Annotated in this window: 19 protein-coding genes; 11 read left to right on the top strand and 8 right to left on the bottom strand. The window is 66.0% G+C overall.

Annotated features, from left to right (window positions below):
* Nucleotide 1: 1 nt before the first annotated feature.
* The 6 genes from tsaE to trxA are packed head-to-tail and all read left to right on the top strand — an operon-like array spanning nucleotide 2 to nucleotide 8,931.
* The gene (tsaE, locus tag AC1DX5_RS04455) at nucleotides 2-448 is read left to right on the top strand and encodes a tRNA (adenosine(37)-N6)-threonylcarbamoyltransferase complex ATPase subunit type 1 TsaE (RefSeq protein ID WP_478014335.1); all 447 of its coding nucleotides are present in this window, start codon (nucleotides 2-4) and stop codon (nucleotides 446-448) included.
* Nucleotides 445-1,416, top strand: a complete 972-nt coding sequence (locus AC1DX5_RS04450; protein ID WP_478014351.1) for an aminoglycoside phosphotransferase family protein — start codon at nucleotides 445-447, stop codon at nucleotides 1,414-1,416. Before tsaE ends, AC1DX5_RS04450 begins: the two co-directional genes overlap by 4 nt.
* Entirely contained in the window at nucleotides 1,413-2,174 is a 762-nt protein-coding gene (locus AC1DX5_RS04445; protein ID WP_465173480.1) for a nucleotidyltransferase family protein, read from the top strand. The genes AC1DX5_RS04450 and AC1DX5_RS04445 overlap by 4 nt, the downstream gene beginning before the upstream one ends.
* Complete coding sequence (addB, locus tag AC1DX5_RS04440) at nucleotides 2,167-5,136, top strand: double-strand break repair protein AddB (RefSeq protein WP_478014334.1); 2,970 nt, start codon at nucleotides 2,167-2,169, stop codon at nucleotides 5,134-5,136. Before AC1DX5_RS04445 ends, addB begins: the two co-directional genes overlap by 8 nt.
* Nucleotides 5,117-8,557 carry a double-strand break repair helicase AddA gene (addA, locus tag AC1DX5_RS04435; protein ID WP_478014350.1) on the top strand — a complete coding sequence of 1,147 codons (3,441 nt, stop codon included), beginning with the start codon at nucleotides 5,117-5,119 and terminating at the stop codon, nucleotides 8,555-8,557. Before addB ends, addA begins: the two co-directional genes overlap by 20 nt.
* A 50-nt stretch (nucleotides 8,558-8,607) precedes the next feature.
* A complete protein-coding gene (gene trxA / locus AC1DX5_RS04430) occupies nucleotides 8,608-8,931 on the top strand; it encodes a thioredoxin TrxA (protein WP_465176798.1) in 324 nt (107 codons plus the stop codon).
* 397 nt (nucleotides 8,932-9,328) lie between these two features.
* On the opposite strand, the gene AC1DX5_RS04425 is transcribed toward trxA, so the two are convergent.
* Together AC1DX5_RS04425 and argJ are read right to left on the bottom strand one after the other, a co-directional pair.
* Nucleotides 9,329-9,940, bottom strand: a complete 612-nt coding sequence (locus AC1DX5_RS04425; RefSeq protein ID WP_478014333.1) for a glutathione S-transferase family protein — start codon at nucleotides 9,938-9,940, stop codon at nucleotides 9,329-9,331.
* Nucleotides 9,941-10,086: 146 nt separating this feature from the next.
* Nucleotides 10,087-11,316 carry a bifunctional glutamate N-acetyltransferase/amino-acid acetyltransferase ArgJ gene (argJ, locus tag AC1DX5_RS04420; protein ID WP_478014332.1) on the bottom strand — a complete coding sequence of 410 codons (1,230 nt, stop codon included), beginning with the start codon at nucleotides 11,314-11,316 and terminating at the stop codon, nucleotides 10,087-10,089.
* A gap of 111 nt (nucleotides 11,317-11,427) precedes the next feature.
* On the opposite strand from argJ, the gene AC1DX5_RS04415 reads away from it, so the two are divergent.
* From AC1DX5_RS04415 to secA, 3 genes are all read left to right on the top strand, one after another.
* The gene (locus tag AC1DX5_RS04415; protein ID WP_478014349.1) at nucleotides 11,428-12,030 is read left to right on the top strand and encodes an energy transducer TonB; all 603 of its coding nucleotides are present in this window, start codon (nucleotides 11,428-11,430) and stop codon (nucleotides 12,028-12,030) included.
* 64 nt (nucleotides 12,031-12,094) lie between these two features.
* Nucleotides 12,095-12,361 carry a hypothetical protein gene (locus AC1DX5_RS04410; protein WP_465176795.1) on the top strand — a complete coding sequence of 89 codons (267 nt, stop codon included), beginning with the start codon at nucleotides 12,095-12,097 and terminating at the stop codon, nucleotides 12,359-12,361.
* Nucleotides 12,362-12,458: 97 nt separating this feature from the next.
* Nucleotides 12,459-15,203 carry a preprotein translocase subunit SecA gene (gene secA / locus AC1DX5_RS04405; protein WP_478014331.1) on the top strand — a complete coding sequence of 915 codons (2,745 nt, stop codon included), beginning with the start codon at nucleotides 12,459-12,461 and terminating at the stop codon, nucleotides 15,201-15,203.
* A 37-nt stretch (nucleotides 15,204-15,240) separates the two neighbouring features.
* On the opposite strand, the gene AC1DX5_RS04400 is transcribed toward secA, so the two are convergent.
* A complete protein-coding gene (locus tag AC1DX5_RS04400) occupies nucleotides 15,241-15,816 on the bottom strand; it encodes a CC0125/CC1285 family lipoprotein (RefSeq protein ID WP_465173471.1) in 576 nt (191 codons plus the stop codon).
* A 219-nt stretch (nucleotides 15,817-16,035) separates the two neighbouring features.
* Between AC1DX5_RS04400 and AC1DX5_RS04395 the strand changes: the two genes are divergently transcribed.
* Together AC1DX5_RS04395 and AC1DX5_RS04390 are read left to right on the top strand one after the other, a co-directional pair.
* On the top strand, nucleotides 16,036-16,374 hold the full coding sequence (locus AC1DX5_RS04395; RefSeq protein ID WP_478014330.1) for an ArsR/SmtB family transcription factor: 339 nt from the start codon (nucleotides 16,036-16,038) through the stop codon (nucleotides 16,372-16,374).
* Nucleotides 16,371-16,826 (top strand): SRPBCC family protein, encoded by a 456-nt coding sequence (locus tag AC1DX5_RS04390; protein ID WP_478014329.1) that lies wholly within the window; start codon nucleotides 16,371-16,373, stop codon nucleotides 16,824-16,826. The genes AC1DX5_RS04395 and AC1DX5_RS04390 overlap by 4 nt, the downstream gene beginning before the upstream one ends.
* A 21-nt stretch (nucleotides 16,827-16,847) precedes the next feature.
* Here AC1DX5_RS04390 and AC1DX5_RS04385 read toward each other — a convergent pair whose 3' ends face one another.
* From AC1DX5_RS04385 to AC1DX5_RS04365, 5 genes are all read right to left on the bottom strand, one after another.
* Nucleotides 16,848-18,053, bottom strand: coding sequence for a hybrid sensor histidine kinase/response regulator (locus tag AC1DX5_RS04385; protein WP_465173468.1), 1,206 nt, complete (start codon nucleotides 18,051-18,053; stop codon nucleotides 16,848-16,850).
* Nucleotides 18,050-18,625, bottom strand: a complete 576-nt coding sequence (locus AC1DX5_RS04380; RefSeq protein WP_465173467.1) for a chemotaxis protein CheB — start codon at nucleotides 18,623-18,625, stop codon at nucleotides 18,050-18,052. Before AC1DX5_RS04380 ends, AC1DX5_RS04385 begins: the two co-directional genes overlap by 4 nt.
* Nucleotides 18,622-19,446 carry a CheR family methyltransferase gene (locus tag AC1DX5_RS04375; protein WP_465173466.1) on the bottom strand — a complete coding sequence of 275 codons (825 nt, stop codon included), beginning with the start codon at nucleotides 19,444-19,446 and terminating at the stop codon, nucleotides 18,622-18,624. The genes AC1DX5_RS04380 and AC1DX5_RS04375 overlap by 4 nt, the downstream gene beginning before the upstream one ends.
* A gap of 8 nt (nucleotides 19,447-19,454) precedes the next feature.
* Nucleotides 19,455-22,892 (bottom strand): response regulator, encoded by a 3,438-nt coding sequence (locus AC1DX5_RS04370; RefSeq protein WP_478014328.1) that lies wholly within the window; start codon nucleotides 22,890-22,892, stop codon nucleotides 19,455-19,457.
* Nucleotides 22,893-23,058: 166 nt separating this feature from the next.
* A complete protein-coding gene (locus AC1DX5_RS04365; protein WP_465176788.1) occupies nucleotides 23,059-24,039 on the bottom strand; it encodes a LysR family transcriptional regulator in 981 nt (326 codons plus the stop codon).
* Between the last annotated feature and the right edge of the window lie 179 nt (nucleotides 24,040-24,218).

Below are 24,218 nucleotides of genomic sequence, written 5' to 3'. Positions count from 1 at the left end.
AATGGCGATAACGCTTGCCGACCCCGCCGCGACCGAGGCGCTTGGCGCGCGTCTCGCCGAACTCGCCGGACCGGGCGATGTCATCGCGCTGACCGGTCCGCTCGGTGCCGGAAAGACGAGCATCGCGCGTGGGTTGCTGGCGGCTTTGGGGCTTGAGGGCGAGGCGCCGAGCCCGAGCTTCGCGATCGTGCAGCCCTATGTGCCGCCCGAGGTGCGGTTCCCGGTGCTGCATGTCGATCTCTACCGGATCGACGACCCGGACGAGATCGAGGAGCTCGGGCTCGACGAGGCGCTGTCCGATTCGCTGCTGATCGTCGAATGGCCCGAACGTGCGCCCGGCATGTGGCCCGAGGCGCTGGCACTGAGCCTGACGATCGAGCCCGATGGCACCCGCGCCTTGACAGCCGGGGTGCCGGCGGCTTGGAGGGCGCGATGGCAGCAGATATGACTCCGCCGGCCGCCGCGGCCGATTTCCTCGCGGCGAATGGCTGGGAAGGGGCTGACATCCTCCCCGTGGCGGGCGACGCCTCGTTCCGCCGGTATTTTCGCGTCGTCGCGGGCGATCGCAGCGCGATCCTGATGGATGCGCCGCCGCCACAGGAAGATCCGCGCCCCTTTATCGACGTCGCGCGATGGCTGGGCGAACGGGGGTTCGCCGCACCGGCGATCCACGGCGTCGACCTCGACCGGGGCCTGGTCCTGCTCGACGATTTCGGCGACATCCGGATGCGCGAAACGGTCGACGCGCAGGCCGGGCGCGCGACCGGCCTGTACGAGGCCGCGATCGATATCCTGATCCGGCTTCACCAGCACGAGGCCGGGCCGCTGGCGCCTTATGACCGTCCGGTGCTTCACCGCGAGGCTAATCTGCTGACCGAATGGTATTGCCCGGCGGTCGGCATAGAGGCCGATCAGGCGGGCTACGACGCAGCGTGGGACAAGGTGTTCGACGCGGCGCTCGCCGGGCCGGTCGTGACGGTGCTGCGCGATTATCATGCCGAAAATCTGATGCTGATCGGTGGGACCGACACGCTCGGCCTGCTCGACTTCCAGGATGCGCTGGCCGGCCATCCCGCCTATGACTTGGTCTCGTTGTTGCAGGACGCGCGGCGCGATGTGGATCCGGCGCTCGAAAGCGTCATGCTTGCGCGGTACAAGCGGATCACCGGCGCCGGGGAGGATTTCGACATCGCCTATCATGTCCTGGGCGCGCAGCGGAACGCGAAGATCGTCGGCATCTTCACCCGGCTGTGGAAGCGCGACGGCAAGCTGCGCTATTCGGCGCTGTGCCCGCGCGTCTGGCGCTATCTCGATCGCGACCTGGCGCATCCGGCGCTGGCACCGGTCAAGACGTGGTTCGACGCCAACATCCCTGCCGACAGGCGCGGCGACCCGATGGTGATTTCCGGCCAATGACGACCAAGCGAACTTTAGCGATCCGCCCCGACCCCGGCGGCGACGTTCCCGAAACCGCGATGGTGATGGCGGCGGGCCTGGGCAAGCGCATGCGCCCGTTGACCGCGACGCGACCCAAGCCGCTGGTCGAGGTGGCGGGCAAGCCGCTGATCGATCATGTGTTCAACCGGCTGCGCAGCGCCGGGGTGAAGCGCGCCGTGGTCAATGTCCATTATCTCGCCGATGCGCTCGAAGCGCATCTGATGAATCGGGTCAAAGGCATTGAAATCGCCGTATCCGATGAGCGGGGCAAGCTGATGGAGACAGGCGGCGGCATCGTTCAGGCACGCGACCTGATCGGCGACAAGCCGTTCCTCGTCGTCAACAGCGACAATCTCTGGGTCGATGGACCGGCCGACGCGATCAGGCTGCTCGCCGCGCGGTGGGACGATGCGGCGATGGACGCGCTGCTGCTCATGGTGCCGCTCGCCAAGGCGTATAATCATGGCGGGCAGGGCGATTTCCATCTCGCGCCCGATGGACTGATCACCAAGCGTCGCCAGCCCGGGCGGCCCGCGCCGTTCGTCTATACCGGGGTGCAGATCCTGTCGCCGCGTGTGATCCAGGACTGGCCGGAGGGACCCTTCTCGACGATGATCTTCTGGGAACGCGCGATCGCCGCCGGCCGCGCTTACGGCCTTGTCCATCAGGGCCTGTGGTTCGATGTCGGCACGCCGGGCGCGATTGTACAGACCGAGGCGATCCTCGCTGATGGCTGAGGCCGTCAAACCGGCCCTCTTCACCATCCCAGCGCACCGGGCCTTTGCCGACGCGCTCGCCGCCGGACTGATCCGGCGCTTCGGCGGACAACCGCTGGGGCTCGCGCGCGGGCTGGTGCTGCTGCCCAACAACCGCGCCAAGCGGGCGATGACCGACGCCTTCGTGCGCGCAAGCGAGGGCGGGCTGCTGCTGCCGCGGCTGGTGTCGATCGGCGAACTGGACGAAGCCACGGGCGCAGCGCTCGATCCGGCGGACGACAGCGATCCGGTGCCGCCTGCGGTACCGCCACTCCAGCGCCGGATGATCCTGGCGCGGCTGGTGGCCGAGGAGCGGGCGCGGACGGGCCAGCCGGTCGACGCCGCCGAAGCGGTGCGGCTGGCGGGCGATCTGGCGCGGACACTCGATCAGTTGCTGGTCGAGGAGGTGGCGCCGGCGAAGTTGCGCGACCTGGAACTCAGCGAGGAGCTGTCGGACCATTGGCGTCGGGCGCTGGCGTTGTTCGGAATCGTGCTGGATCGCTGGCCGGGCGAGCTGAAGCGGCTGGGCAGGATCGACCTCGCCGATCGGCGCGGACGCTTGCTGCGCCGGCTGGCCGCGCGGTGGAAAGACATACCGCCGGCCGGCTTCGTGTGTGCCGCCGGCATTACCGATTCCGCGCCGGCCGTGGGGCTGCTGCTGCGCTGCGTGTCGGAGCTGCCGCGGGGCATGGTGGTGCTGGCCGACCTGGCGACCGGCATGGACGAGGAGGAGTGGCAGGCGCTCGGGCCGCACGAGCCCGATCCGGTCACCGGGTTCCGCCGCCGGTCGATCGAGACTCATCCGCAATTCCATCTGAAGCTGCTGCTCCGGCGGATGGGCGTGAACCGCGACGAATTCCTGCCCTGGCGCGATGGCGGCGGGCATGACGCGACCGCGGCACGAGGACGCGCCATTGCCAATGCGCTGGCGCCCGCCGAATTCACCGGGAAATGGACCGGGCTCGAGGCGGAGGATCGCCGGCTTTCGGGCATCGTCGCGGCCGAACTGGCGACACCGGCCGAGGAAGCGCAGGCGATCGCGTTGGCGTTGCGCGAAGTCTTGGAGATGCCGGGCCGCACCGCCGCCCTGGTAACGCCGGATCGCGCGCTGGCGCGCAGGGTGGCGGCGCATGTGGCGCGCTGGGGAATCGAGATCGACGATTCCGCCGGTCGGCCCTTGTCGATCCTGCCCTCGGGCACCTTGCTGACCGCGCTGGCCGAGGCCGCGACCCAGCGGTTCGCGCCGCTCGCGCTGCTGACCTTGCTCAAGCATCCGCTGGTGCGTTTCGGCGAGGGACGTAGCGCATGGCTCGAAGGGGCGCGCGCGCTCGACCGGGTGTTGCGCGGGCCGCGGCCAGCGGCGGGGCTGGCGGGGATCGACTCTCATCTCGCCAATCCATCGGAGCGGGAACGGCGGTTGTTCGCCGAAGCGGCGGCCTGGTGGCCCGAGGCGCGCGCCCTGTTGTCGCCCATCGAAGCGGTCTTCGACGGCGATGCGCAGCCTTTGGCGATGCTGGTCGCCGCGCTCCGCGAGACGGCGCAGGCGCTGTGCGGCGATGCGCTGTGGAGCGGCCCGGCCGGGCGCGCCGCGTCCGAACTGCTCGCCGATCTCGAAGCGGAGGCCGATGCCGGACCGGCCAGCGTCGATCCTGCCAGCCTTGCGCCACTGCTCAAGACCCTGATGGATGAGACGGCGGTGCGTCCACCCCAGGGCGGTCACCCGCGCCTGGCGATCTATGGTCTGATCGAGGCTCGGTTGCAGACCGCCGACCTGATGATCCTCGGCGGCCTGAACGAAGGCACCTGGCCCGGCCAGCCAGCGCCCGATCCATGGCTGGCACCGCGCATCCGCGCCGAGTTGGGCCTGCCGGGCCTCGAACGCCGTGTCGGCGTGTCGGCGCATGATCTCGCGGGCGCGCTGGGGGCGCCCCAGGCACTGATCACGCGCGCGCGCCGTGATGCCAGCCAGCCAGCGATTGCCTCGCGCTTCTGGCTGCGGTTGCAGGCGCTGGCCGGCGAACGGTTCGAGCGCGCGCGCGCGCTGGAGCGCTGGACCCGCGCGCTCGACCGCCCGGATACGCACGAGCCGGCGGATCAGCCCGCGCCGTCGCCGCCCGCGATCCTGCGGCCGAAGCGCATTGCCGTCACGGATGTCGACCGGCTCAAGGCCGACCCCTACGCTTTCTACGCCAAACGCATTCTGCGACTGATGTCGCTGGATCCGGTCGACGCCGACCCCAGCGCGGCATGGCGCGGCACGGCGGTGCACGAGATCCTCGAAGTCTGGGCACGCGAGGACGATTGCGCGCCCGATACGCTGCGCCGGCGCGCGCTGGCGATGCTGGCGGACGAACGCACCCACCCGATGATGCGCGCGCTATGGCAACCGCGGCTGATGGAGGCGATCGACTGGATAGCGGCGGAGATCGCGCGCGGATCGGCGCTGGGCCGCAAGGTGCTCGCGGTCGAGAAGGACGGCAAGATCGACATCGCAGGCGTCACGCTGACCGGGAAGTTCGACCGGATCGACCGGCTGCCCGACGGGTCGCTGTCGGTGATCGACTACAAGACCGGCAAGGCGCCGTCGCCGGCCTCGGTGCGTGCGGGGTTCAGCCTGCAGCTCGGGTTGCTTGGCCTGATTGCCGAGCGCGGCGGGTTCGAGGGCATAAGCGGCGAAGCACGGGGTTTCGAATATTGGTCGCTGGGCAAGCGCAACGACAGCTTCGGTTACATCACCTCGCCGGTCGATCCGGGGGGCAAGGCGGATAAGGTGCGGCCGGAGGACTTCCCTGCGCTCGCCGCGCATCATTTCACCGAAGCGGTGGCTGCCTGGCTGACCGGCAGCGAGGCGTTCACCGCCAAGCTTCACCCCGAATATGCGCCCTATGCCGACTATGACCAGCTGATGCGCCGCGATGAATGGTATGGCCGTGAGCGGGGATAACCGGCCTTTTCCGCATCTGAAGGGCAACCAGGCCGCGGCGAGCGCGCCCGACGCGCATGTCTGGCTGTCCGCCTCGGCCGGCACCGGCAAGACCCAGGTGCTGACAGCGCGCGTGTTCCGCCTGTTGCTGCGCGGCGTCGATCCGGGTGCGATCCTGTGCCTGACCTTCACCAAGGCGGGCGCCGCGGAGATGGCGGGGCGGATCAGCGCCCGGCTCGCCGCCTGGGTGCGCATGCCCGAGAACGACCTGAAAAAGGATCTGTTCGCGCTGGGCGAGGACCATCTCGATCCGCGCCGCATTGCCTACGCCCGTACCCTGTTCGCCAAGGTGCTTGATGCGCCGGGCGGCGGCCTGCGTATCCAGACGATCCACAGCTTCTGCCAGGGCCTGCTCGCGGCGTTCCCGGTCGAAGCGGGGCTGGTGCCCGGCTTTCGTCCCCTCGAAGGACGCGAGGAAGCGGTGCTGGCGCGCGAGGCGCTGGCCGAGATGCTGGTCGATGCGGATCGCGACGGCCGGCTCAAGCCGATCGACACGATCGGCCGGCTGAGCGTAAGGCTGGGCGAGGGCGAGGCGGAGAATTTCCTGCGTGCCTGCGCCCGTGCGCCGAGCGCGATGGAGGAACTGCCGCGCGGTGACGGTCTGCGGCCCTTCATCCGTCGTGCGCTCGATTTGCCGACGGGCGATATCGAGAGCGTGATCCTGAGCGCCTGCAGCGACGATGTGGTGGATCACGAAGCACTCGACGCGATCGGCGGCATGAACAGCGGCTGGGGTACCAAGAGCGGGATCGAGCGCGCCGGGGTCATCTATGGCTGGCTGGAAAAGCCGGTGGCCGAGCGCGCCGCGTCGCTGGCCGATCTGCACAAGGTCTGGGCCAAGGCGGACGGCGATGTGCGCTCCTTCGGCAAGGGGCAGGCGCCGCAGGAAGAGGATTATGCGGTGCTGGCGGGTGGCCTTTATGGCTGGTGCGCCGAACTGCTCGATCTGCGAGTGCGTGCCGTCTACGCCGATCTGCTCGCGGACGCGCTCGATGTCGGGCGCGATTACGCCGCCGCCTATGCGCGCGCCAAGCGGCGGGTCGGCGGGGTCGATTTCGATGACCTGATCCGCGCGACGATCGACCTGCTCGGCCAGCCCGGCATGGGTGAATGGGTGCGCTTCAAGCTCGACCAGGTGACCGAGCATATCCTGATCGATGAAGCGCAGGACACCAATCCCGAGCAATGGTCGATCATCCGCGCGCTCGCCGACGAATTCTTCGCGGGGCTCGGCGCGCATGACGAGCGGCTGCGGACGCTGTTCACGGTCGGCGATTACAAACAGGCGATCTTCGGCTTCCAGGGCACGCACCCGATCTATTTCCAGGCGGCGGAGCGACATTTCGGCGGGCTGGCCGAGGATGCGCAGGGGCCGGACGGGGAGGGGCTGCGCTTCGACCGGCTGTCGCTCACCCACAGCTTCCGCTCGACCCGGCCGGTGCTCGAATTCGTCGATGCGGCGATCGAGGCGATCCCGGAGCCCGGGCTCGGCGCCATCGCCGAGCGCGAGCCGCATGCCAGCGAGGTGGAAGGGCCGGGCACCGTCACGCTCTGGCCGCTCACCGTCGCCGGCGGCAGTGAGGAGGATGAGGAAGGCTGGATCGCCGATTCCACCCGTGAGCTCGCCAGCCGGATCGCCAGGCAGATCAAGGCCTGGATCGGCACTTTGGTGTTGGAGAGCCAGGGCCGCACCCTCCGCCCCGAAGATGTGATGATCCTGGTCAAACGGCGCGGCGAACTGGCCTCGCTGATCGTCGCGCGGCTTTATGCCGAGAATGTGCCGGTCGCCGGCGTCGACCGCCTGCGGCTCAACGCGCCGCTGGCGGTGCAGGATCTGCTCGCCGCGATCCGGTTCGTGCTTCAGCCGGGGGACGATCTGTCGCTCGCCAGCCTGCTCGTCTCGCCGCTGATCGGCTGGAGCCAGGAAAGACTGATGGAGGCAGCCCCACGCGAGGCCGGCAGCCTGTGGCGGCATCTGTCGCGTACTCAGCCGCGCGATGCGCTCGATCCGCTGCACCGGATGCTCGACCGGGCGGATATCGCCACCCCCTATCAGTTCCTCGAAGAGATGCTGTCCGGCCCGCTCGACGGGCGGCGCAAGCTGATCCGCCGGCTCGGCCAGGAGGCCCGCGATCCGATCGAGGAATTGCTTAACGCGGCGCTCAATTTCGAATCGCTCGGCACGCCCTCGCTGCAGCGCTTTCTCGACTGGTTCGATCGCGGCGATGTCGACATCAAGCGCGATCCTTCCGCGCCGCTCGACGCCGTGCGGGTGATGACGGCGCACGGCGCGAAGGGCTTGCAGGCGCCGCTGGTGATCCTGGCCGACGCGGCGGTCGATCCGACCAAATCGCCGCGCTCCACGCTCGACTGGACACTGGAGGGCATGGCGAACGCGCTGCCGATTTTCCGGCCGCGCGCGAGTGAGCGCGGTGGCCCTTTGGGCGAGGTGCTCGAAGCCGATGCCCAGCGCGAGCTGGAGGAGCATTGGCGGCTCTTCTATGTCGCGGCGACACGCGCGGAGGAACGGCTGGTGATCGCGGGCGCGCTGGGGCCGCTTGCCAGGGGCGAACCGCCGCCGTCGAGCTGGTACGCCGCTGCCGAGCGGGCGATGACCGCGCTGGAGGTGCCGCCTTCGCCGGAAGCGCGGAGCTTCACCGGGATCGTGCCGCAACGCGCGGTGCCTGTCTCGACCAAGAAAGCGGCCGAGGTCGAGGACGAGACTGCGCTGCCTGCCTGGACTCAGCAGCGCGCGCCGGTCGAAGCGCGGCCGCCGCGCCCGCTGGCGCCGTCGTCGCTGGGCGAGGATGCGGTGGCCGATCCGCCGCCTACGCCGGCGATGCGCGTCGCCGCGGAGCGTGGCAAGCTGATCCATGCGCTGTTCGAGCGCTTGCCGGCCGTGGCGCCTGACGAGCGCAAGAGCGCGGCGGATCGCTGGCTCGACCGGGTCGGCGGGGTCGCCGATGCCAATGCGCGGACGGATATCGCACGGACGGTGCTCGCTGTCCTTGAAGACACCCGTTTCGCTGAGCTGTTCGGTCCTGACTCGCTGGCGGAAGCGCCGATCGCGGCAGTGGTCGGCGACGGCGTCGTTGTATCGGGCACGGTGGACCGGCTGCGCGTGACGCCCGAGCGGATTCAGGTGGTCGATTTCAAGACGGGACGCCAGATCCCGCTGACGCCGGAGGAGATCCCGCCCTATCACGCACGCCAGATGGCGGCCTATGTCGAGGCGCTCGGGGTGATCTTTCCCGGCCGCGTCATCGAGGCCGCGCTGCTCTACACCAATGGGCCAAAACTGCTGATCGTGCCGGACGCTTTCCTCGCGATGCACAAGCCCGGCTATGCACCGACGCAACAAAGCTACGACCTGCCGGGTTGAGTGCTTTGGCCGGGCTCCCTAGATTGCCGGCAACACAGGAGATTCCCGACATGGCAACCAAGCACATCACCGACGACAGCTTCCAGGCTGACGTCCTCAGCTCCGACAAGCCGGTGCTGGTCGATTTCTGGGCTGAATGGTGTGGTCCCTGCAAGATGATCGGCCCGAGCCTGGAGGAGATCTCCGAGGAACTCGGCGAGCAGGTGACCATCGCCAAGCTGAACATCGACGACAATCCCGACGCGCCGGGCAAATATGGCGTGCGCGGCATCCCGACGATGATCCTGTTCAAGAACGGCGCCCCGGCCGCGACCAAGGTTGGCGCGGAGCCCAAGGGCCGGATCAAGGCTTGGCTCGAGGGCGAGCTCGCCTGATCTGAGCTGTCGAAATGGATCGGGGCCGCGCGGCAGAGGCTGCGCGGCCCTTTTTTCATCAGCGATGATCATCATGGCGTTCCGCGCCATCAATGCGATCGATCGATTCAAATCCTGATCCGATGTCTCCACTATGACGTCGGACGAAGCCCGGCCTTGCTTCGGCCGGCTCTTTCTCATGGCGATGTGGATGGTGCGCGCCCCGCACGCGAATTTCGCTGTTATGCGGACGGAATTCCCTGTTAATCCGGAACAGGGAAACCCAATCAAGTGATTGTAAAATAATCTATATTTTGGTAGAGCTGGCGAACTTCAGGCCCGAAAAAATGGAATTCCCTGTTAATTTCCCTGTTATCGCGCAGGAACAGCGAACTTCCTGCCCTTGCCGCGTGGCGACTCAGGTGAGCGGGATCATTACCTGGCTGGCGTAACCGGCACGCGCCTGGAGGCCTTCGTACCAGTCCGCCACATTGGGCAGGTCGGGGCGCTCGATGGGCAAGGTGAACCAGCTATGGACATAGACGCCCATCGGTACGTCTCCGATGCCGAAGGCGTCGCCCGACAGCCAGGGGCTCTGCGCGAGATGCGCGTCGAGCACGGCCATCTTCTTCGCGCACGCCTCGGCCGAGCGCCTGATCGCGTCCTCGTCGCGCTGGTCCTCGGGCCGGCGGATCAGGTCGAGGAACGCGTCGCGCTGGGCCTCGGCATAGTCGATCTGCCAGTCCATCCAGCGATCGGCCATCGCCCGCGCCGCCGGGCTGGCGGGCCAGAAGCGATCGGGGGCGTGGCGTGCGGCGAGATAACGCAGGATCGCGTTGGATTCCCACAGGGTCACCTCGCCATCCTCGATCGTCGGGATCATCGCATTGGGGTTCCTCGCGAGATACTCGGCATCCATGCCGAATTGGCCGCCGACATCGTGGCGGACATAAGCCAGGCCTGCTTCTTCCGCGAACCACGCGACCTTCTTCACATTGTGCGAGTTGAGGCGGCCCCAGATGGTCAGCATTGCGTCGGCCCTTCAAAACTACCTTCCCCGGCGGAGGCCGGGGTCCAGTCGGAGAGGTCGTGGTAATTGAGCGCGGCGCTCAACCATGATCGTCCCCCAAATGGACCCCGGCCTCCCCCGTGGAAGGAAGGGGAGGTAAACAGAGTTCAGCTCCGGTAATCCGCGTTGATCGCGATATAGCCGTGCGTCAGGTCGCAGGTCCAAACCGTCGCGCGGCCGTCGCCCAGGTCGAGATCGACGCCGATATCGATCTCGCTGCCCTTGAGATGCGCCGCGACGGGCGTCTCGTCATAGCCCGTCACCGCCAGGCCATCGCGCGCGACCTGGGTCTCGCCGAAGCGGATCGACAATTTGTCGCGCTCGGCGGGCTCGCCAGCCTTGCCGACCGCCATGACGACGCGGCCCCAATTGGCGTCCTCGCCGGCAATGGCGGTCTTCACCAGCGGTGAATTGGCGATCGACAGGGCGATCACCCGCGCGCTGCGGTCGCTCTCGGCACCGGTCACTTCGACCGTGATGAACTTCGACGCGCCCTCGCCGTCGCGCACCACGAGATGGGCTAGCTGGAGGCAGAGGTCGGCCAGCGCGGCGCGGAAGGCGTCGGCGCCGGCATCGTCTGCGGAAGTCAGCGGCGCATTGCCTGCTGCACCCGTTGCAAAGGCAAGCACCGTGTCGCTGGTCGAGGTATCGCTGTCGACCGTGATGCAGGAGAAGCTCTTCACGTTCGCGTCCGACAGCGCCGCCTGCAGGAAGCCCGGCTCGACGGCGGCATCAGTGAAGATGAAGCCGAGCATCGTCGCCATGTCGGGCATGATCATGCCCGATCCCTTGATGATGCCGACCAGGTTGACCGTCCTGTCACCGATCACGGCCTGCGTCACCGCTGCCTTGGCGAAGGTGTCGGTGGTCATGATCGTCGCCGCGGCTTCTTCCCAGCTGCACGGATCGGCCTGGAAGGCAGCGTCGAGGCCCGCCTCGCTCTTGTCGATCGGCAGCGGCACGCCGATCACGCCGGTCGAGGCGACGAACACGTCCGAAGGCTGGCAACCGAGCMGCGTGGCGACGCGCGCGACGAGATTCTCGACGGCCTCGCGCCCCCGGTCGCCGGTGAAGGCGTTCGAATTGCCGGCATTGACTACCAGCGCGCGTGCCTGGCCGAGCACCAGTGCCTTGCGGCACCATTCCACTTCGGGCGAGGGGCAGCGGCTCTGGGTCAGCACGCCGGCCACGACGGTGCCCGGATCGAGCGTGACGAAGGTCAGGTCGCAGCGATCCCAGGTCTTGTAGCGCGCCCGGGCGATGCGCGGTGTGACGCCGGGAATCGCGGGCAAAACAGGGAAGCCTTCAGGCGCGAGCGGGGAGCGGGTGCTGGACATGCGCGCCCTCATAAGGCGCGCCGTGCGCGAGGCAAATGGCATCGCGGCCAAAACCATGGCGACCGTGCAATTTGGCGGTATCATCGCCGGGGCGGCGATGGAGGCGAGGTGATGATCGGACAAGGCAGGACAGTCACCCTGGTGGTGATGGCGACCGTTTTCGCCCTGCTCCTTTTGCTGGTCGTCATTATCGTGATGGGCATTGAGGAATATGGCTCCAAACTCCCGGGTGTCTTCGGAGGGGCGCCGGAATCGGCGCGGGCCGTTGCCGACCGGAAAGCGGTACTGGCAGAAAGCCGGGCCGTACCAACCACGCCGCGCTTGCCCGACGGCTCGATCGGGGATCCGGGAACGACGAGCATGGACAATTTGGTGACACGGGGAAGGCCGGTGCCGCCTCCCGACCGAGCGCGTGCCGGCGCCAAGGCAATACCAACGGTAAATCCGGGCAGCTGGTTCACCGCTGATGCCTATCCCAGCGACGCGATCCGCGCAGGAGCGCAGGGGCGAGTGCTGGCCAGACTGGCGATCGATCCCGCGGGTTCGCCGATGGCATGTACCATCCTCGCCAGCAGCCGATCGGCTAGCCTGGACGCGACGACCTGTTCGATCCTCATGAAACGTGCGACGTTCAAACCGGCACGGGATCGAAACGGTGTGCCGACCGTTGGCGATTATACGGTGCCCGTCCGCTGGGTATTGCCCGAGAATTGAACGGCCTTTCCCCATGAGCAATTGCTGGACGCCCGCAGCGCGACTCACTACATCGCACGGCTCGATGGAACTGCTTCTCATCCTCACTGCTCTGCTGAGCGCGCTGACCGGCGCGATTTCCGGCGTGCGGGCGCCCGAGGTGCGGTTGCATCAGTCAGTGGTCGAGGCATCGTCCGCGGCCCGGACGAGTGCTCCGGCCACGGTGCGCGTCGCGGCCCGGCCGATCGTCCAGGCCGTGCCGACACTCGTCGCGACCTCGTTCTTCGGCGTTGAGCCCGTCTTTGCGCTCGATGCCGTCATCCCGCTTTATGCGGAGCGCCGTCGCGAATAGCGCGGCTGCCTGATCCGGCTGTCGCCGGCTCCATTCATATCCATTTCGCCGCCCGGCACGACCCGGCGGCCATGTCTTTACAGATCGGGAATTCTCCATGCTCGGCGGCTTTGCCAAATCGCTTTTCGGTTCTTCGAACGACCGTTACGTCAAATCCCTCGGCACCATCGTCGCGAAGATCGCGTCGTTCGAACCGACCATCTCGGCGATGAGCGACGCCGAGCTTGCCAACCAGACCGTGCTGTTCCGTGAGCGGCTGGCGAACGGCACCAAGCTCGACGACCTGCTGCCCGAGGCGTTCGCCACGGTGCGCGAAGCGGCGAAGCGAACGCTGGGCCAGCGCCATTACGACGTGCAGATGGTCGGCGGCATCGTGCTCCACCGCGGCGAGATCGCCGAGATGCGCACCGGCGAGGGCAAGACGCTGGTCGCGACGCTCGCGGTGTATCTGAACGCGCTGCCCGGGACCGGCGTTCATGTCATCACCGTCAACGATTATCTCGCGGCGCGCGATGCCGACTGGATGAGCCAGATCTATAGCTTCCTTGGCCTGACGACCGGCGTGATCATCCCCAATTTGACCGACCAGCAGCGCCGCGACGCGTATGCCGCCGACATCACCTATGGCACGAACAACGAGTTCGGCTTCGATTACCTGCGCGACAACATGAAATATGAGCGCGCCTCGATGGTGCAGCGCCCGTTCGCCATGGCGATCGTCGACGAGGTCGATTCGGTGCTGATCGACGAAGCGCGTACCCCGCTGATCATCTCCGGCCCGACCGACGACAAGTCGGACCTGTATCGCAGCGTCGATCTGGTGGTGAAGCAACTCGCGGCCGAGGATTACGAGAAGGACGAGAAGCAGAAGTCGATCATCCTGACCGAGGACGGCACCGAGAAGGTCGAGCGCATGCTCGAGGCAGCCGGGCTGCTCGAGGGCGCGAACCTCTATGATTTCGAGAATACCCAGGTGGTGCATCACCTGAACCAGGCGCTGCGCGCCAACATGATGTTCAAGCTCGACACCGATTACATCGTGAAGGACGGCAAGGTCATCATCATCGACGAGTTCACCGGCCGCATGATGGACGGCCGGCGCTGGTCGGACGGGCTTCACCAGGCAGTGGAAGCCAAGGAAGGCGTCCAGATCGAGCCCGAGAACCAGACCATGGCCTCGATCACCTTCCAGAATTATTTCCGCMTSTACCCCAAGCTGTCSGGCATGACCGGCACCGCCGCGACCGAAGCGGCGGAATTCTATGACATCTACAAGATGAACGTCGTTACCATCCCGACCAACGTGCCGGTGCAGCGCGTCGACGAGGAAGACGAATTCTACAAGGACACCGCCGACAAGTTCCAGGCGATCGCCAAGAAGATCAAGCATCACGCCGATCTGGGCCAGCCCGTGCTGGTCGGTACCGTCTCGATCGAAAAATCCGAGCTGCTGTCCGACTTCCTGGTCAAGGAAGGCGTGAAGCACGAAGTTCTCAACGCCCGCCAGCATGAGCGCGAGGCGCATATCGTCGCGCAGGCAGGCCGGAAGAGCGTCGTCACCATCGCGACCAACATGGCGGGCCGCGGCACCGACATTCAGCTTGGCGGCAATTTGGAATTCCGGGTGAACGATGAGCTCTCCGAAATGCCCGAAGGGCCGGAGCGCGAGGCCGCCATCGCCGCGATCAAGGCGGAGATCGCCGCCGAAAAAGCCGAGGTGCTCGCCGCGGGCGGCCTGTTCGTACTCGGCACCGAGCGCCATGAGAGCCGGCGCATCGACAACCAGCTGCGCGGCCGTTCGGGCCGCCAGGGCGATCCCGGCCTCAGCCGCTTCTATCTGAGCCTCGACGACGATCTGCTGCGCATCTTCGGCCCGGACACGCTGTTCGCGCGCATGATGCGCTCGAACATCGGCGACGGCGAGGCGATCGGATCGAAATGGCTGTCCAAGGCGATCGAGACCGCGCAGAAGAAGGTCGAAGCGCGCAACTACGACATCCGCAAGCAGGTCGTCGAATATGATGACGTGATGAACGATCAGCGCAAGGTCATCTACGAGCAGCGCGCGGACATCATGGATGCCGATACGGTCGGCGACGTCGTTGCCGACATGCGCACCGAGCTGGTCAATTCGATCGTCGGCGAGGCCTGCCCGCCCAATAGCTATCCCGAGCAATGGGACGTGGAGGGCATGCGCGCGAAGCTCGCAGAGACGCTCGCGCTCGAGCCGCCGATCGACGACTGGCTGAAGGAAGAGGCGATCGATCCGGAAGTGGTCGAGGAACGCGTGCGCGAGGCGGCCGATGCGATGGTCGCCGAAAAGGCCGCGATGCTGGAGCCGGAGCAATGGATCCAGGTCGAGAAGTCGATCCTGCTGCAGAATCTCGATCATCACTGGAAAGAGCATCTGGCGACGCTCGATGCGCTGCGCCAGGTCGTCCATCTGCGCGCCTATGCGCAGAAGACGCCGATCAACGAGTATAAGCAGGAAGCCTTTTCGCTGTTCGAGCGCATGCTCGGCAACATTCGCGAGGATGTGACCCGCACCATCGCGCACGCCCAGTTCCAGATCCAGGAAGCGCCGCCGCTGCCTGACCTGCCTGACTTCATCACGACTCATTTCGACCCGTTCAGCGGTGACGATGACAGCGCGGATTTCGACGCCGGAACGCGCGGCCTGCTGACCACGACACTGCCGCCGCTATCGATCCCGCGCCCGACGGGCGACGAGGTCGGCGAGGATCCGGCTGAATGGGAAGGCAAGGTGAGCCGCAATGCGCCGTGCCCGTGCGGCTCGGGGCGCAAGTACAAGCATTGCCACGGCGCGGTCGGCGTAGCGTAAAGGAAAGGCTCCCCCGCAGTGCGGGGGAGCCTTTCTTTTATTTGGGCATCACGATCGAAGGACCGAGGTTGTTCATCACCTCGCGCGCGTCGAAGGCGCGGACATTGTCGCGCGGCTTGGGGCCTCGGCCGAGCACGATCTCGGCATTGGCCTCATATTTGTCGACCGTGTTGATATCCACGCTGCGGTCCCAGAAGGGGTCGCCCCAGAACGGATCCCAGCTGCGCCAGCCAAAGCCGCGGCCGCGATAGCGCCAGCTCGGTCCCCAATAGCCATAGGGTCCGGGGCCGAAAGCGCTCGGCGTGGTGTAGGTGCGGGTGCGCCGGTCGGTGTCGCGATCGGCCAGGATGAAATAGTCATACCCATGTTGCACCGTCAGCTCGGCCGACCGGTAGAGCAGATACCGCTCGACCGTGTCGCGCGAGGTGTAGCTGTTGCCGGCGAAGCTCACCATGTAGCGGTTGGCCTCGATCATCCGGTCGCTATAGCCCGCGCGCGCGAAGCCGGTGCCGGTTGCCGGGCGATAGGCGGTTTCGGTGGCGCAGCCCGCCGTCATCAAGGTTGCGGCGCCCAGCACTGCGACGAGGGCGGCCCGCGAGATTCCTGTCTTCATGTCTTCCTCCAGCACGTTCCGATGCGACAAAGCGTGCTGCATCGGCCGTCAGATGTGGAACGTACGACTCAGCCCAAGTGTCCGTGACAAATACTTAAGCATGCCGTCATGGACACACCGACAGGGCAGAAGCGGCGCCCAATGAGAAGACGTCGCGAGCGGCGTGAGGCCGTAAAGCTTAGCTATTGAGCTAAGTGATGGTGCATATTACTTAGCCCTATGGAACAGTATCAAGAACAGCTGAGCGGCGTTTTCCAGGCACTGGCCGATCCGACACGCCGCGCGGTGCTCGGGCGGCTGGGCAGGGGGCCTGCCAGCATCAGCGAACTGGCGCAGCCCTTCGATATGGCGCTGCCGTCCTTCATGAAACACATCCACCTGCTCGAGGAGAGCGGCTGGATCCGCACCCGCAAACAGGGCCGGGTGCGCACCTGTTCGATCGAGAAAGCGACCTTCGCCGCGATCGACGACTGGCTCGCCGATCAGCGCGCCCTTTGGGAGCAACGCACCGACCGGCTCGAACAGTTCGTCACCAGTATTGAGGAGAAACCGCAATGAACCCCGACCTCGACCTGACCATCTCCCGCATCATCAGGGCGCCGCGCGCTGCGCTGTGGAGTGCCTGGACCGATCCGGCGAAGTTCGCGCAGTGGTGGATCCCGGCGCCGACGCTGTGCAAGGTCGTGGCGATGGACCTGCGCCCCGGCGGTGCGTTCACGACCTTGATGAGCGAGGATGGCGGGGATTTCGTGCCGCATCTCGACGCCTGCTTCCTCGCGGTGGATGAGATGGAGCGGATCGTCTTCACCAACTGCCTGCTCGGTGGATGGCGGCCGGCCGAACGTGGTTTCATGAGCGCGGTCATTACCTTCAGGGACCATCCCGAGGGCACCGACTATCACGCCCATGCGATGCACAAGAACCGGGCCGACCGGGATACCCATGAGAAGCTGGGCTTCCATGACGGATGGGGCACCGTCGCGGCGCAGCTGGCGCGACTGGTGGAATAAGGCTTCAGCGCACGCCGGCCATCATATCTCCGCCGTTGCAAGATCGCTCGTCCCATCCGCATCGCGGCGGGGCAGCGTTGCGGGATCGTCGCTGAGCGGGAGCCTGACGCAGAACATGCTGCCCTTGCCCTCGCCATCGCTCTTCACCTCGATCGATCCGTGGTGAAGGGCAATGATCTGGCGGACCAGCGCGAGGCCGATACCGAGGCCGCCGGCGGCCTGTTTCCGATGATCCTCCACCTGGGTGAAGATCTGGAAGATCCGGGACTGCATGTCGACCGGGATGCCGATGCCGTTGTCGCTTACCCTGATCTCGACAGAGCCGTCCGCGCAGCGTGCAGTGAGCGAGACGGCGCCGCCGGCCGGGGTGTATTTGGCCGCGTTGTTCAGCAGATTGGCCACCACCTGGGCGATCCGGGTGTGGTCCGCGTCGATCCATACCGGCTCCGATGGCAGATCGACGGTGAAGCTGTGCTGCGCGGCATCGAGGTTGAGCTGGCTCGCCTCGATCGCTGACCGCAGGACCGTGTTCAGCTCGATCCGTTCCTTGCGGAGCGAGATCTTCCCCTCGCTGATTCGCGATATGTCGAGCAGATCCTCGACCAGCCGGGAGAGATGGAAAAGCTGGCGCTCCATCTGCTCGCGAATGGCGTCGGCCTGGTCGGACGATGCCGCACGCTTCTTCAGCAGATGCAGGCCCGCGCCGAGCGCGGCGACCGGGTTGCGCAGCTCATGCGCCAGGACGGCAAGGAACTCGTCCTTGTGCCGATCGGCGTTCCTGAGCGCCTGTGATGCTTCCTTCAACTCGTCGCGTTGCGCCGCGATCTGCCCGCGCTGGCGATACAGGTCGAAGAAGATGGTCGCCTTGCTGCGCAGGATATCGGCTTCGATCGGCTTCTGGATGAAATCGACCGCGCCCGCTTCATAGCCACGAAAGCGGCGCTGGTTGTCGGCGCTTCCCGCGGTCACGAAGATGATCGGAATATGGCGCGTCCGTTCGTTCCCGCGCATGAACTCGGCGAGCTCGAACCCGTTCATGCCCGGCATCTGCACATCGAGCAACGCGAGCGCGACATCGTGGCGCAGCAGCAGTTCCAGCGCTTCGTCGCCCGATCGCGCCTTGAGCAGGACCAGACCCTCACGACCGAGCAGGGCCTCCAGCGAGAGAAGGTTTTCCTCGAGATCGTCGACGAGAAGACAATGCACCGGTCCCATTACGCTCGTCATACCGCACATTCTTTCACCAGATAGTCCGCGATCGCGGTAAGCGGCATGGCGCGTGCCGTGGCGCATTCGTTAAGGGCTGCCATCGGCATGGTGTTCACATAAGCCGATAACGGGTCTTCGACGAGCGCGGTTCCGCCTGCGTCCGCGATCGCCTTCAGGCCCTTTGCGCCATCTTCATTGGCACCGGTCAGAACGATGCCGACAAGCGCCGGGCCGAAGGCATCGGCAGCGCTCTCGAACAGGACGTCGATCGAAGGGCGCGAATACAGGACCAGATCGTCGGTCGATAGCGACAGCGTGCCCTCCGCCTCGACCAGAAGGTGATAATCGGGTGGCGCGAAATAGATCACGCCACCAAGGGCAGGCTCCTTGTCCTCGGCCTCGCGCACCACCATCCGGCATTTGGCCTGGAACAAGGGCGCAAGCATGTTTTTGCGGTCAGGCGGAATATGCACCACGATCAGGATCGGTAGCGGATAATCGGCGGGGAGTGCCGGCAGGATCTGCGACAACGCCTCGACCGCGCCCGCCGACGCCCCGATCACGATCGCCCGTGCGGCAACATCGCTCATGGCTCGCGCCTCTGGTAGATCTTCTCCTCGCGGACGAATTCGCCAAAGGCGGCCGCATGCGCGGAAAAGCGCAGGCTCTCCTTCGAGCCCAGCCCGAGAAACCCGTTTCGCGGCAGGGAGTCGCGGAACAGGCCGATGGCCCGATCCTGCAATTCGCGATCGAAATAGATCAGGACGTTGCGGCACGAGATCAGGTGCATCTCGGCAAAGACGGCGTCGGTGACCAGACTGTGATCCGAAAACACCACCCGGTCGCGCAGGGTCTTGTCGAACGCGGCGCCTCCATAGGCGCTGCTGTAATAGTCGGAGAGCGACGATTTGCCGCCGGACAGCCGATGATTTTCCGTGAACGCCTTGATCCGGTCGAGCGAATAAATGCCCTTCGATGCGGTATCCAGCGCGTCCTGGTTGATGTCGGTCGCATAGAAGATCGTCCGCTCTTCAAGCCCTTCCTCGCGGAACAGGATGACGAGCGAATAGAGCTCCTCCCCGCCGCTGCACCCCGCGATCCATATCCTGAGCGACGGATAGGTGCGCAGATGCGGCACGACCTTCTCGCGGATCGCCCGGAAATAGGCGGGATCGCGAAACATCTCGCTGACCTGGATCGTGAGATAGTTCAGCAGGCGCGGCAGCATCGCTTCGTCGTGCAGGAGCCGTTCCTGCATCGCGGAGAAATTGGCGAATCCCATCTGCGTGCGCGCCTGACGCAGGCGCCGCTTGATCGACGCCTGCGCATAGTGCCGGAAATCATAATGGTAGCGCTGATACAGCGCCTCCAGCAGCAGCCGGAATTCGATATCCTCGGTCTCGTTGGGCATGAGCGGGCCTATCGCGGCATCCAGACCCGGACGAGCGAGAGCAGCTTGTCCACGTCCAGCGGCTTGGCCATGTAATCGCTCGCGCCCGCCTCGATGCAGCGCTCCTGATCGTCGGGCATCGCCTTGGCGGTCAGCGAGATGATCGGGAGCTTCTTCCACCGCGCATCCTTCCGGATCTCGCGCGTCGCGGTAAGGCCGTCCATCACTGGCATCATCACGTCCATCAGCACCAGGTCGATCGCGTTTCCGCCGTCCGCGGCGGATTTCTCCAGCGCGTCGATCGCTTCCCGGCCGTTGCGGGCAATCTCGACCAGCGCGCCGCGCGGCTCGAGGATATTGGTCAGCGAATAGACGTTGCGGACGTCATCCTCGACGATGAGAATGCGCCGTCCCTCGAGGATCGCATCGCGATTATGCGCCTTCTGGATCATCTTCTGCTGTTCGGGCGACAACTCGGTCACCACCTGGTGCAGGAACAGCGAGACTTCGTCGAGCAGCCGCTCCGGCGAGCGGGCGCCCTTGATGATGATCGAGTCCGAATAGCGGCGCAGGCGCTGCTCGTCGTCCGCCGACAGGTCGTGGCCGGTATAGACGATTACCGGCGGGAAGCTGTGCGCGCCGTCCTCGCTCAGCTTCTCGAGCAAGGCGAAGCCCGACGAATCCGGCAGGGTGAGATCAAGGACCATACAGTCGAACGTCTCTTCCTGCAGGCGCTGGAGGCATTCGGCGGCGGTGCGCGCGCCGACGGTTTCGACCACGCCTGAGGCGAGCAGTCTGCTGACGGCGTCGAGCTGTACCGGATCGTCCTCGACGATCAGGACTCGGCGGACCGTGCGCGCAAGCTTCGAGGACAGCGCCTCGAGAACATCGACCAGTTCCTCGCGCTTCACCGGCTTGACGAGATAGCCGATCGCACCGAGCGACAACGCGGTCTGGCTATGGTCGCTGCCGGAGACGACATGGATCGGGATGTGCCGCGTCTCGACGTCGCGCTTCAGCCGGTCGAGCACGGCAAGGCCCGACTGGTCTGGCAGACCGACATCGAGCACCACGGCGCTCGGCTTGAATTGCCGGGCTAGGTGCAGGGCTTCCTCCGCGGTGCCGGCGACGAGGCATTGGAAGCCCATCTCGTGCGACAGGTCGCGGACGATCCCGGCAAAGCTCGGATCGTCCTCTACCACGAGCAGGACCCGGTTCGATCCGGCAAGCGTGTCGCGATCGTCCTCGACCCTGCGCGGGAGCTTTGCCGCTTTGGGCGGGTTGGCCGGTGCCGAAGCGGCGGAAGCCTCGCGTGGCGCGGGCACGCGCTCGTCCCGCGGCGCCACCATCGCCGGATCGTACGCCAGCGGAAGCGTTAGCGTGAAACTGCTGCCCTCGCCCGGCGTGCTGGCGAGCGCGATGCTGCCGCCAAGCAGGCGTGCCAGCTCACGCGAGATCGACAGGCCGAGGCCGGTGCCGCCATATTTACGGCTGATCGTGCCGTCGGCCTGGCGGAAAGCATCGAAGATGTCGCGTTGCTGCTCTTCCGCGATGCCGATCCCTGAATCCGTGACGGCGAAGGCGACGCGTTCACCGTCGAGACAGTCGATGGAGAAACGTACGCTGCCTTGCTCAGTGAATTTGAAGGCGTTGGACAACAGGTTCTTCAGGACTTGTTCGAGACGCTGTCGATCGGTGTCGATCGTGGTCGGGCAATGCGCCGCGACCGCAATGTCGAACTGCAAGCCCCGCTCGCCGGCGATCGGCTGGAACATCTGCCGCATGTCGGTCGCCAGCCGCTCCAGCGCCACCGTTTCCGGCCGCACCTCGATATGGCCAGCCTCGATCTTGGAGAGATCGAGAATGTCGTTGATCAGCGACAGCAGGTCGTTGCCCGAGGACTGGATGGTCCGGGCATATTTGACCTGCTCCTCGGACAGATTGTCGTTCGGATTGTCGCCGAGCAGCTTGGACAGGATGAGCAGCGAATTGAGCGGCGTCCGGAGCTCGTGCGACATGTTGGCGAGGAAGTCGGACTTGTAGCGGCTCGCCTGCTCCAGCTCGCGCGCCTTCAGCTCGACCGCGGCGCTCGACCGCGTCAGGTCGTCGCGCTGCGCTTCGAGGAGCTGGGCCTGCTCCTCGAGCTGGGCGTTGGTCTGTTCGAGCTCCACCTGCTGCTGCTCCAGCCGGACCTGGGATTCCTTGAGCGCGCGGCCCTGCTCCTCGAGCTCTTCGTTCGAAACCCGCAGCTCCTCGCTCTGCACCTGCAGTTCTTCGGACTGGCGCTGCGTTTCTTCGAGCAGATTCTGCAATTCGGTCCGGATGCGCGCCGAGCGCAGCGCCACGCCGATCGATCCGGATACCTGTTCGAGAAAGGTAAGTGCATGCTCGCCGACCGGATGCAGGAAGCCGAGTTCGATCACGCCGTGCACCACATCGTCGGCGACCGCCGGCGAGATCGTCAAATGGCGCGGCTTGTCCTGGCCGAGTGCCGAACCGATGGTCAGATAGCCATCGGGAATGTCGCTCAGCATGGTCGGCACGCGGTCGGCCGCCACGCGGCCCAACAGGCCTTCCTTGAGCGAGAAACGATCGACGATCTTCGCATCCGCCGGCACGCCGTCGACCGCGATGCGGCGATAATGGGCTCCCTCGCCGCCAAAAACGGCGCCGCCCTGCGCGCCGAGGAAGCTCGTCAGGAAACTGAGGATATTCTCGCCCAGCTGCTCGGTCGCCTGGTCGCCCAGCATGGCGGAGGCAAGGCTGGCCTGGCCGGTCTGCAACCATTGCTGGCGTTCGCGCGCAATGGAGGCGCGGCGGATGAGGAAACCGATAACGAGGGTCAGCAGGACGCCGAGCAGGCCCGACAGCACGCCGCTGACCCATGCCGTGCGGTAGGCAGCGGCCATTTCGTCGATGCGGATCTGGCGCAGCCGGCTCTCTTCCTGCTGCATGAGGTCGAGTTCGGCCCGGATCGCGTCCATCTCGATCTTGCCGCGGTCGCTCGTCACGATCGCGAGGGCGGGGGCGAGACCGGCATTCTGGCGGAGATCGATGGTCCGCTTCAGCTCGGCGAGCTTGGCGTCGATATGGCGCCGCAACGTGGCGATCCGGGCCTGCTGCGAGTCATTGTCCCGGGTGAGCGAGGCGATGTTGGCAAGCTCTGGCATCACCCGCGCACGGGCGTCTTCATACGGCGCCAGATATTTCGCATCGCCGGTCAGCAGATAGCCGCGCTGGCCGGTCTCCGTATCCTGCACGGTCGAAAGCAGGTCGTAGAGGGAGGCGATCACGTCATGCGAATGCCGGATCTTCGCATCGTCCTCGCGCAACACGTTGATGTTGGAATAGGCGATCGCGCCGCTGACCAGGAAGAACAGGATCACGATGGCGAGGCCCACCACTACGCGCGCGTCCATCCCGGGTTTCGGCGCCGTCGGGGCGCGCGCGATCGTAAGCGAAGTCATTCACGTCTCTGAGCTGGAGTGGTCCTCAACCGGCCTATCGCCGATCCGCAATCGAATCAAAGGCATAACGATTAACGTCCATCAGGGCGCAAGCCGATCGCGGCCACCGGGGCGTGCACGCGGCGACCGGGTCGTTTTTCCGTGGCGTGGGGCACTTGACCGGCACCTAGGGCGACGGATCTTCGGTTTCGGACGGCCAGTGCAATGCCGCGCTTATCCAGGGCAGCTCCTCCGAAAGTCGCTTGAGCCGGCCGTTCCGAAGGCTTTCGCGCGACAGCGCGGCGATGTCGCGCGGGAGCGCGCCGAACTCGCCGCGCCGAACCAGGAGCTGGACGTGGCGCCGGAATTGCGCGCGGCGCATCGGCGCTGCCTGAAGCGCCGGCAGGAGGTCGATATGGCTTGCGAGGCACAAGGGCGTGGTGATGCTCCAGCCAACGCCGGCGGCGACGGCGGAAAGCTGCTGCATCGTCGAATCCACTTCGACGATATTCGGCAGTTTGAGCCGGAGCCGCGTCATCTGGCGCTCGATCCGCTGGCCCATTGCCGACAGCAGCGAATAGCGGACGAACGGCATGCCGGCGAGCGCCTCGATCGGGTCGAGCGGGCCGGGGTGATCGGCCGGGGCGATCAGGATGAAATCCTCGGTCATGATCGGGAAATGCTCGATGTCCTCGACCTCTTCGAGCTGGCTGCTGCCGGTTATCAGCATGTCCAGCTTGCGGGCGAGGAAGTCGTGGTGCTGCAGCATCGAAATGCCGGATCGCAATTTCCATTGATGCGCGCGCGGCCCCATCTCCTTCAGGAGCGGTGCGGTCAAATGATTGGCCATGCTTTCCGCCATGGCGATGGTGACGCAATCGACCACGCGTTCGCCGCCCTCGCGGACCTGGCGCGCCAGGCCGCGCGCCGTGGCGACGAGGGTCACGCCGTCGCGCAGCAGGACCTTCCCGCTGGGGGTAAGCGCGAGCGGCCGCATCGCGCGATCGAACAGGCGCACGCCCAACGCGGCCTCGAGCTTCGAGATGGTTTGCGACACGGCGGACTGAGTCATGCCGAGATGCCGCGCCGTCTGGGTCATGCCGCCGAGTTCGGCGGTGAGGACGAACACCTCGATCGAATTCAGTTCATATCCGGGCGGCAGCTTCATGATCTCAGGCAGGTCCTCGCACGATCGACGTCAGCATGCCCGCCATGTCCCGGCCCGTCGAGCGGGGGAGCATAGCCTCGGCGGCCGTTGGATAAGCAACACTAATCTCGCATATCAGGCCATCGCCCCTGAAAAGGAAGGCCGACGACCGGAACACCCGCATTTCCTCAGCGATCGGA

The organism is Sphingomonas sp. P2_B6, assembly GCF_056404755.1.
The sequence above is the reverse complement of the archived record's forward strand: the minus strand, read 5'-3'. Positions and strand labels throughout refer to the sequence as shown.

Excerpts from the sequence above, each read along its gene's own strand:
- tsaE (WP_478014335.1), top strand. The coding sequence starts at position 2 with ATGGCGATAACGCTTGCCGACCCCGCCGCGACCGAGGCGCTTGGCGCG.
- AC1DX5_RS04450 (WP_478014351.1), top strand. The coding sequence starts at position 445 with ATGACTCCGCCGGCCGCCGCGGCCGATTTCCTCGCGGCGAATGGCTGG.
- AC1DX5_RS04445 (WP_465173480.1), top strand. The coding sequence starts at position 1,413 with ATGACGACCAAGCGAACTTTAGCGATCCGCCCCGACCCCGGCGGCGAC.
- addB (WP_478014334.1), top strand. The coding sequence starts at position 2,167 with ATGGCTGAGGCCGTCAAACCGGCCCTCTTCACCATCCCAGCGCACCGG.
- addA (WP_478014350.1), top strand. The coding sequence starts at position 5,117 with ATGGCCGTGAGCGGGGATAACCGGCCTTTTCCGCATCTGAAGGGCAAC.
- trxA (WP_465176798.1), top strand. The coding sequence starts at position 8,608 with ATGGCAACCAAGCACATCACCGACGACAGCTTCCAGGCTGACGTCCTC.
- AC1DX5_RS04425 (WP_478014333.1), bottom strand. The coding sequence starts at position 9,940 with ATGCTGACCATCTGGGGCCGCCTCAACTCGCACAATGTGAAGAAGGTC.
- AC1DX5_RS04415 (WP_478014349.1), top strand. The coding sequence starts at position 11,428 with ATGATCGGACAAGGCAGGACAGTCACCCTGGTGGTGATGGCGACCGTT.
- AC1DX5_RS04410 (WP_465176795.1), top strand. The coding sequence starts at position 12,095 with ATGGAACTGCTTCTCATCCTCACTGCTCTGCTGAGCGCGCTGACCGGC.
- AC1DX5_RS04400 (WP_465173471.1), bottom strand. The coding sequence starts at position 15,816 with ATGAAGACAGGAATCTCGCGGGCCGCCCTCGTCGCAGTGCTGGGCGCC.
- AC1DX5_RS04395 (WP_478014330.1), top strand. The coding sequence starts at position 16,036 with ATGGAACAGTATCAAGAACAGCTGAGCGGCGTTTTCCAGGCACTGGCC.
- AC1DX5_RS04390 (WP_478014329.1), top strand. The coding sequence starts at position 16,371 with ATGAACCCCGACCTCGACCTGACCATCTCCCGCATCATCAGGGCGCCG.
- AC1DX5_RS04385 (WP_465173468.1), bottom strand. The coding sequence starts at position 18,053 with ATGACGAGCGTAATGGGACCGGTGCATTGTCTTCTCGTCGACGATCTC.
- AC1DX5_RS04380 (WP_465173467.1), bottom strand. The coding sequence starts at position 18,625 with ATGAGCGATGTTGCCGCACGGGCGATCGTGATCGGGGCGTCGGCGGGC.
- AC1DX5_RS04375 (WP_465173466.1), bottom strand. The coding sequence starts at position 19,446 with ATGCCCAACGAGACCGAGGATATCGAATTCCGGCTGCTGCTGGAGGCG.
- AC1DX5_RS04370 (WP_478014328.1), bottom strand. The coding sequence starts at position 22,892 with ATGACTTCGCTTACGATCGCGCGCGCCCCGACGGCGCCGAAACCCGGG.
- AC1DX5_RS04365 (WP_465176788.1), bottom strand. The coding sequence starts at position 24,039 with ATGAAGCTGCCGCCCGGATATGAACTGAATTCGATCGAGGTGTTCGTC.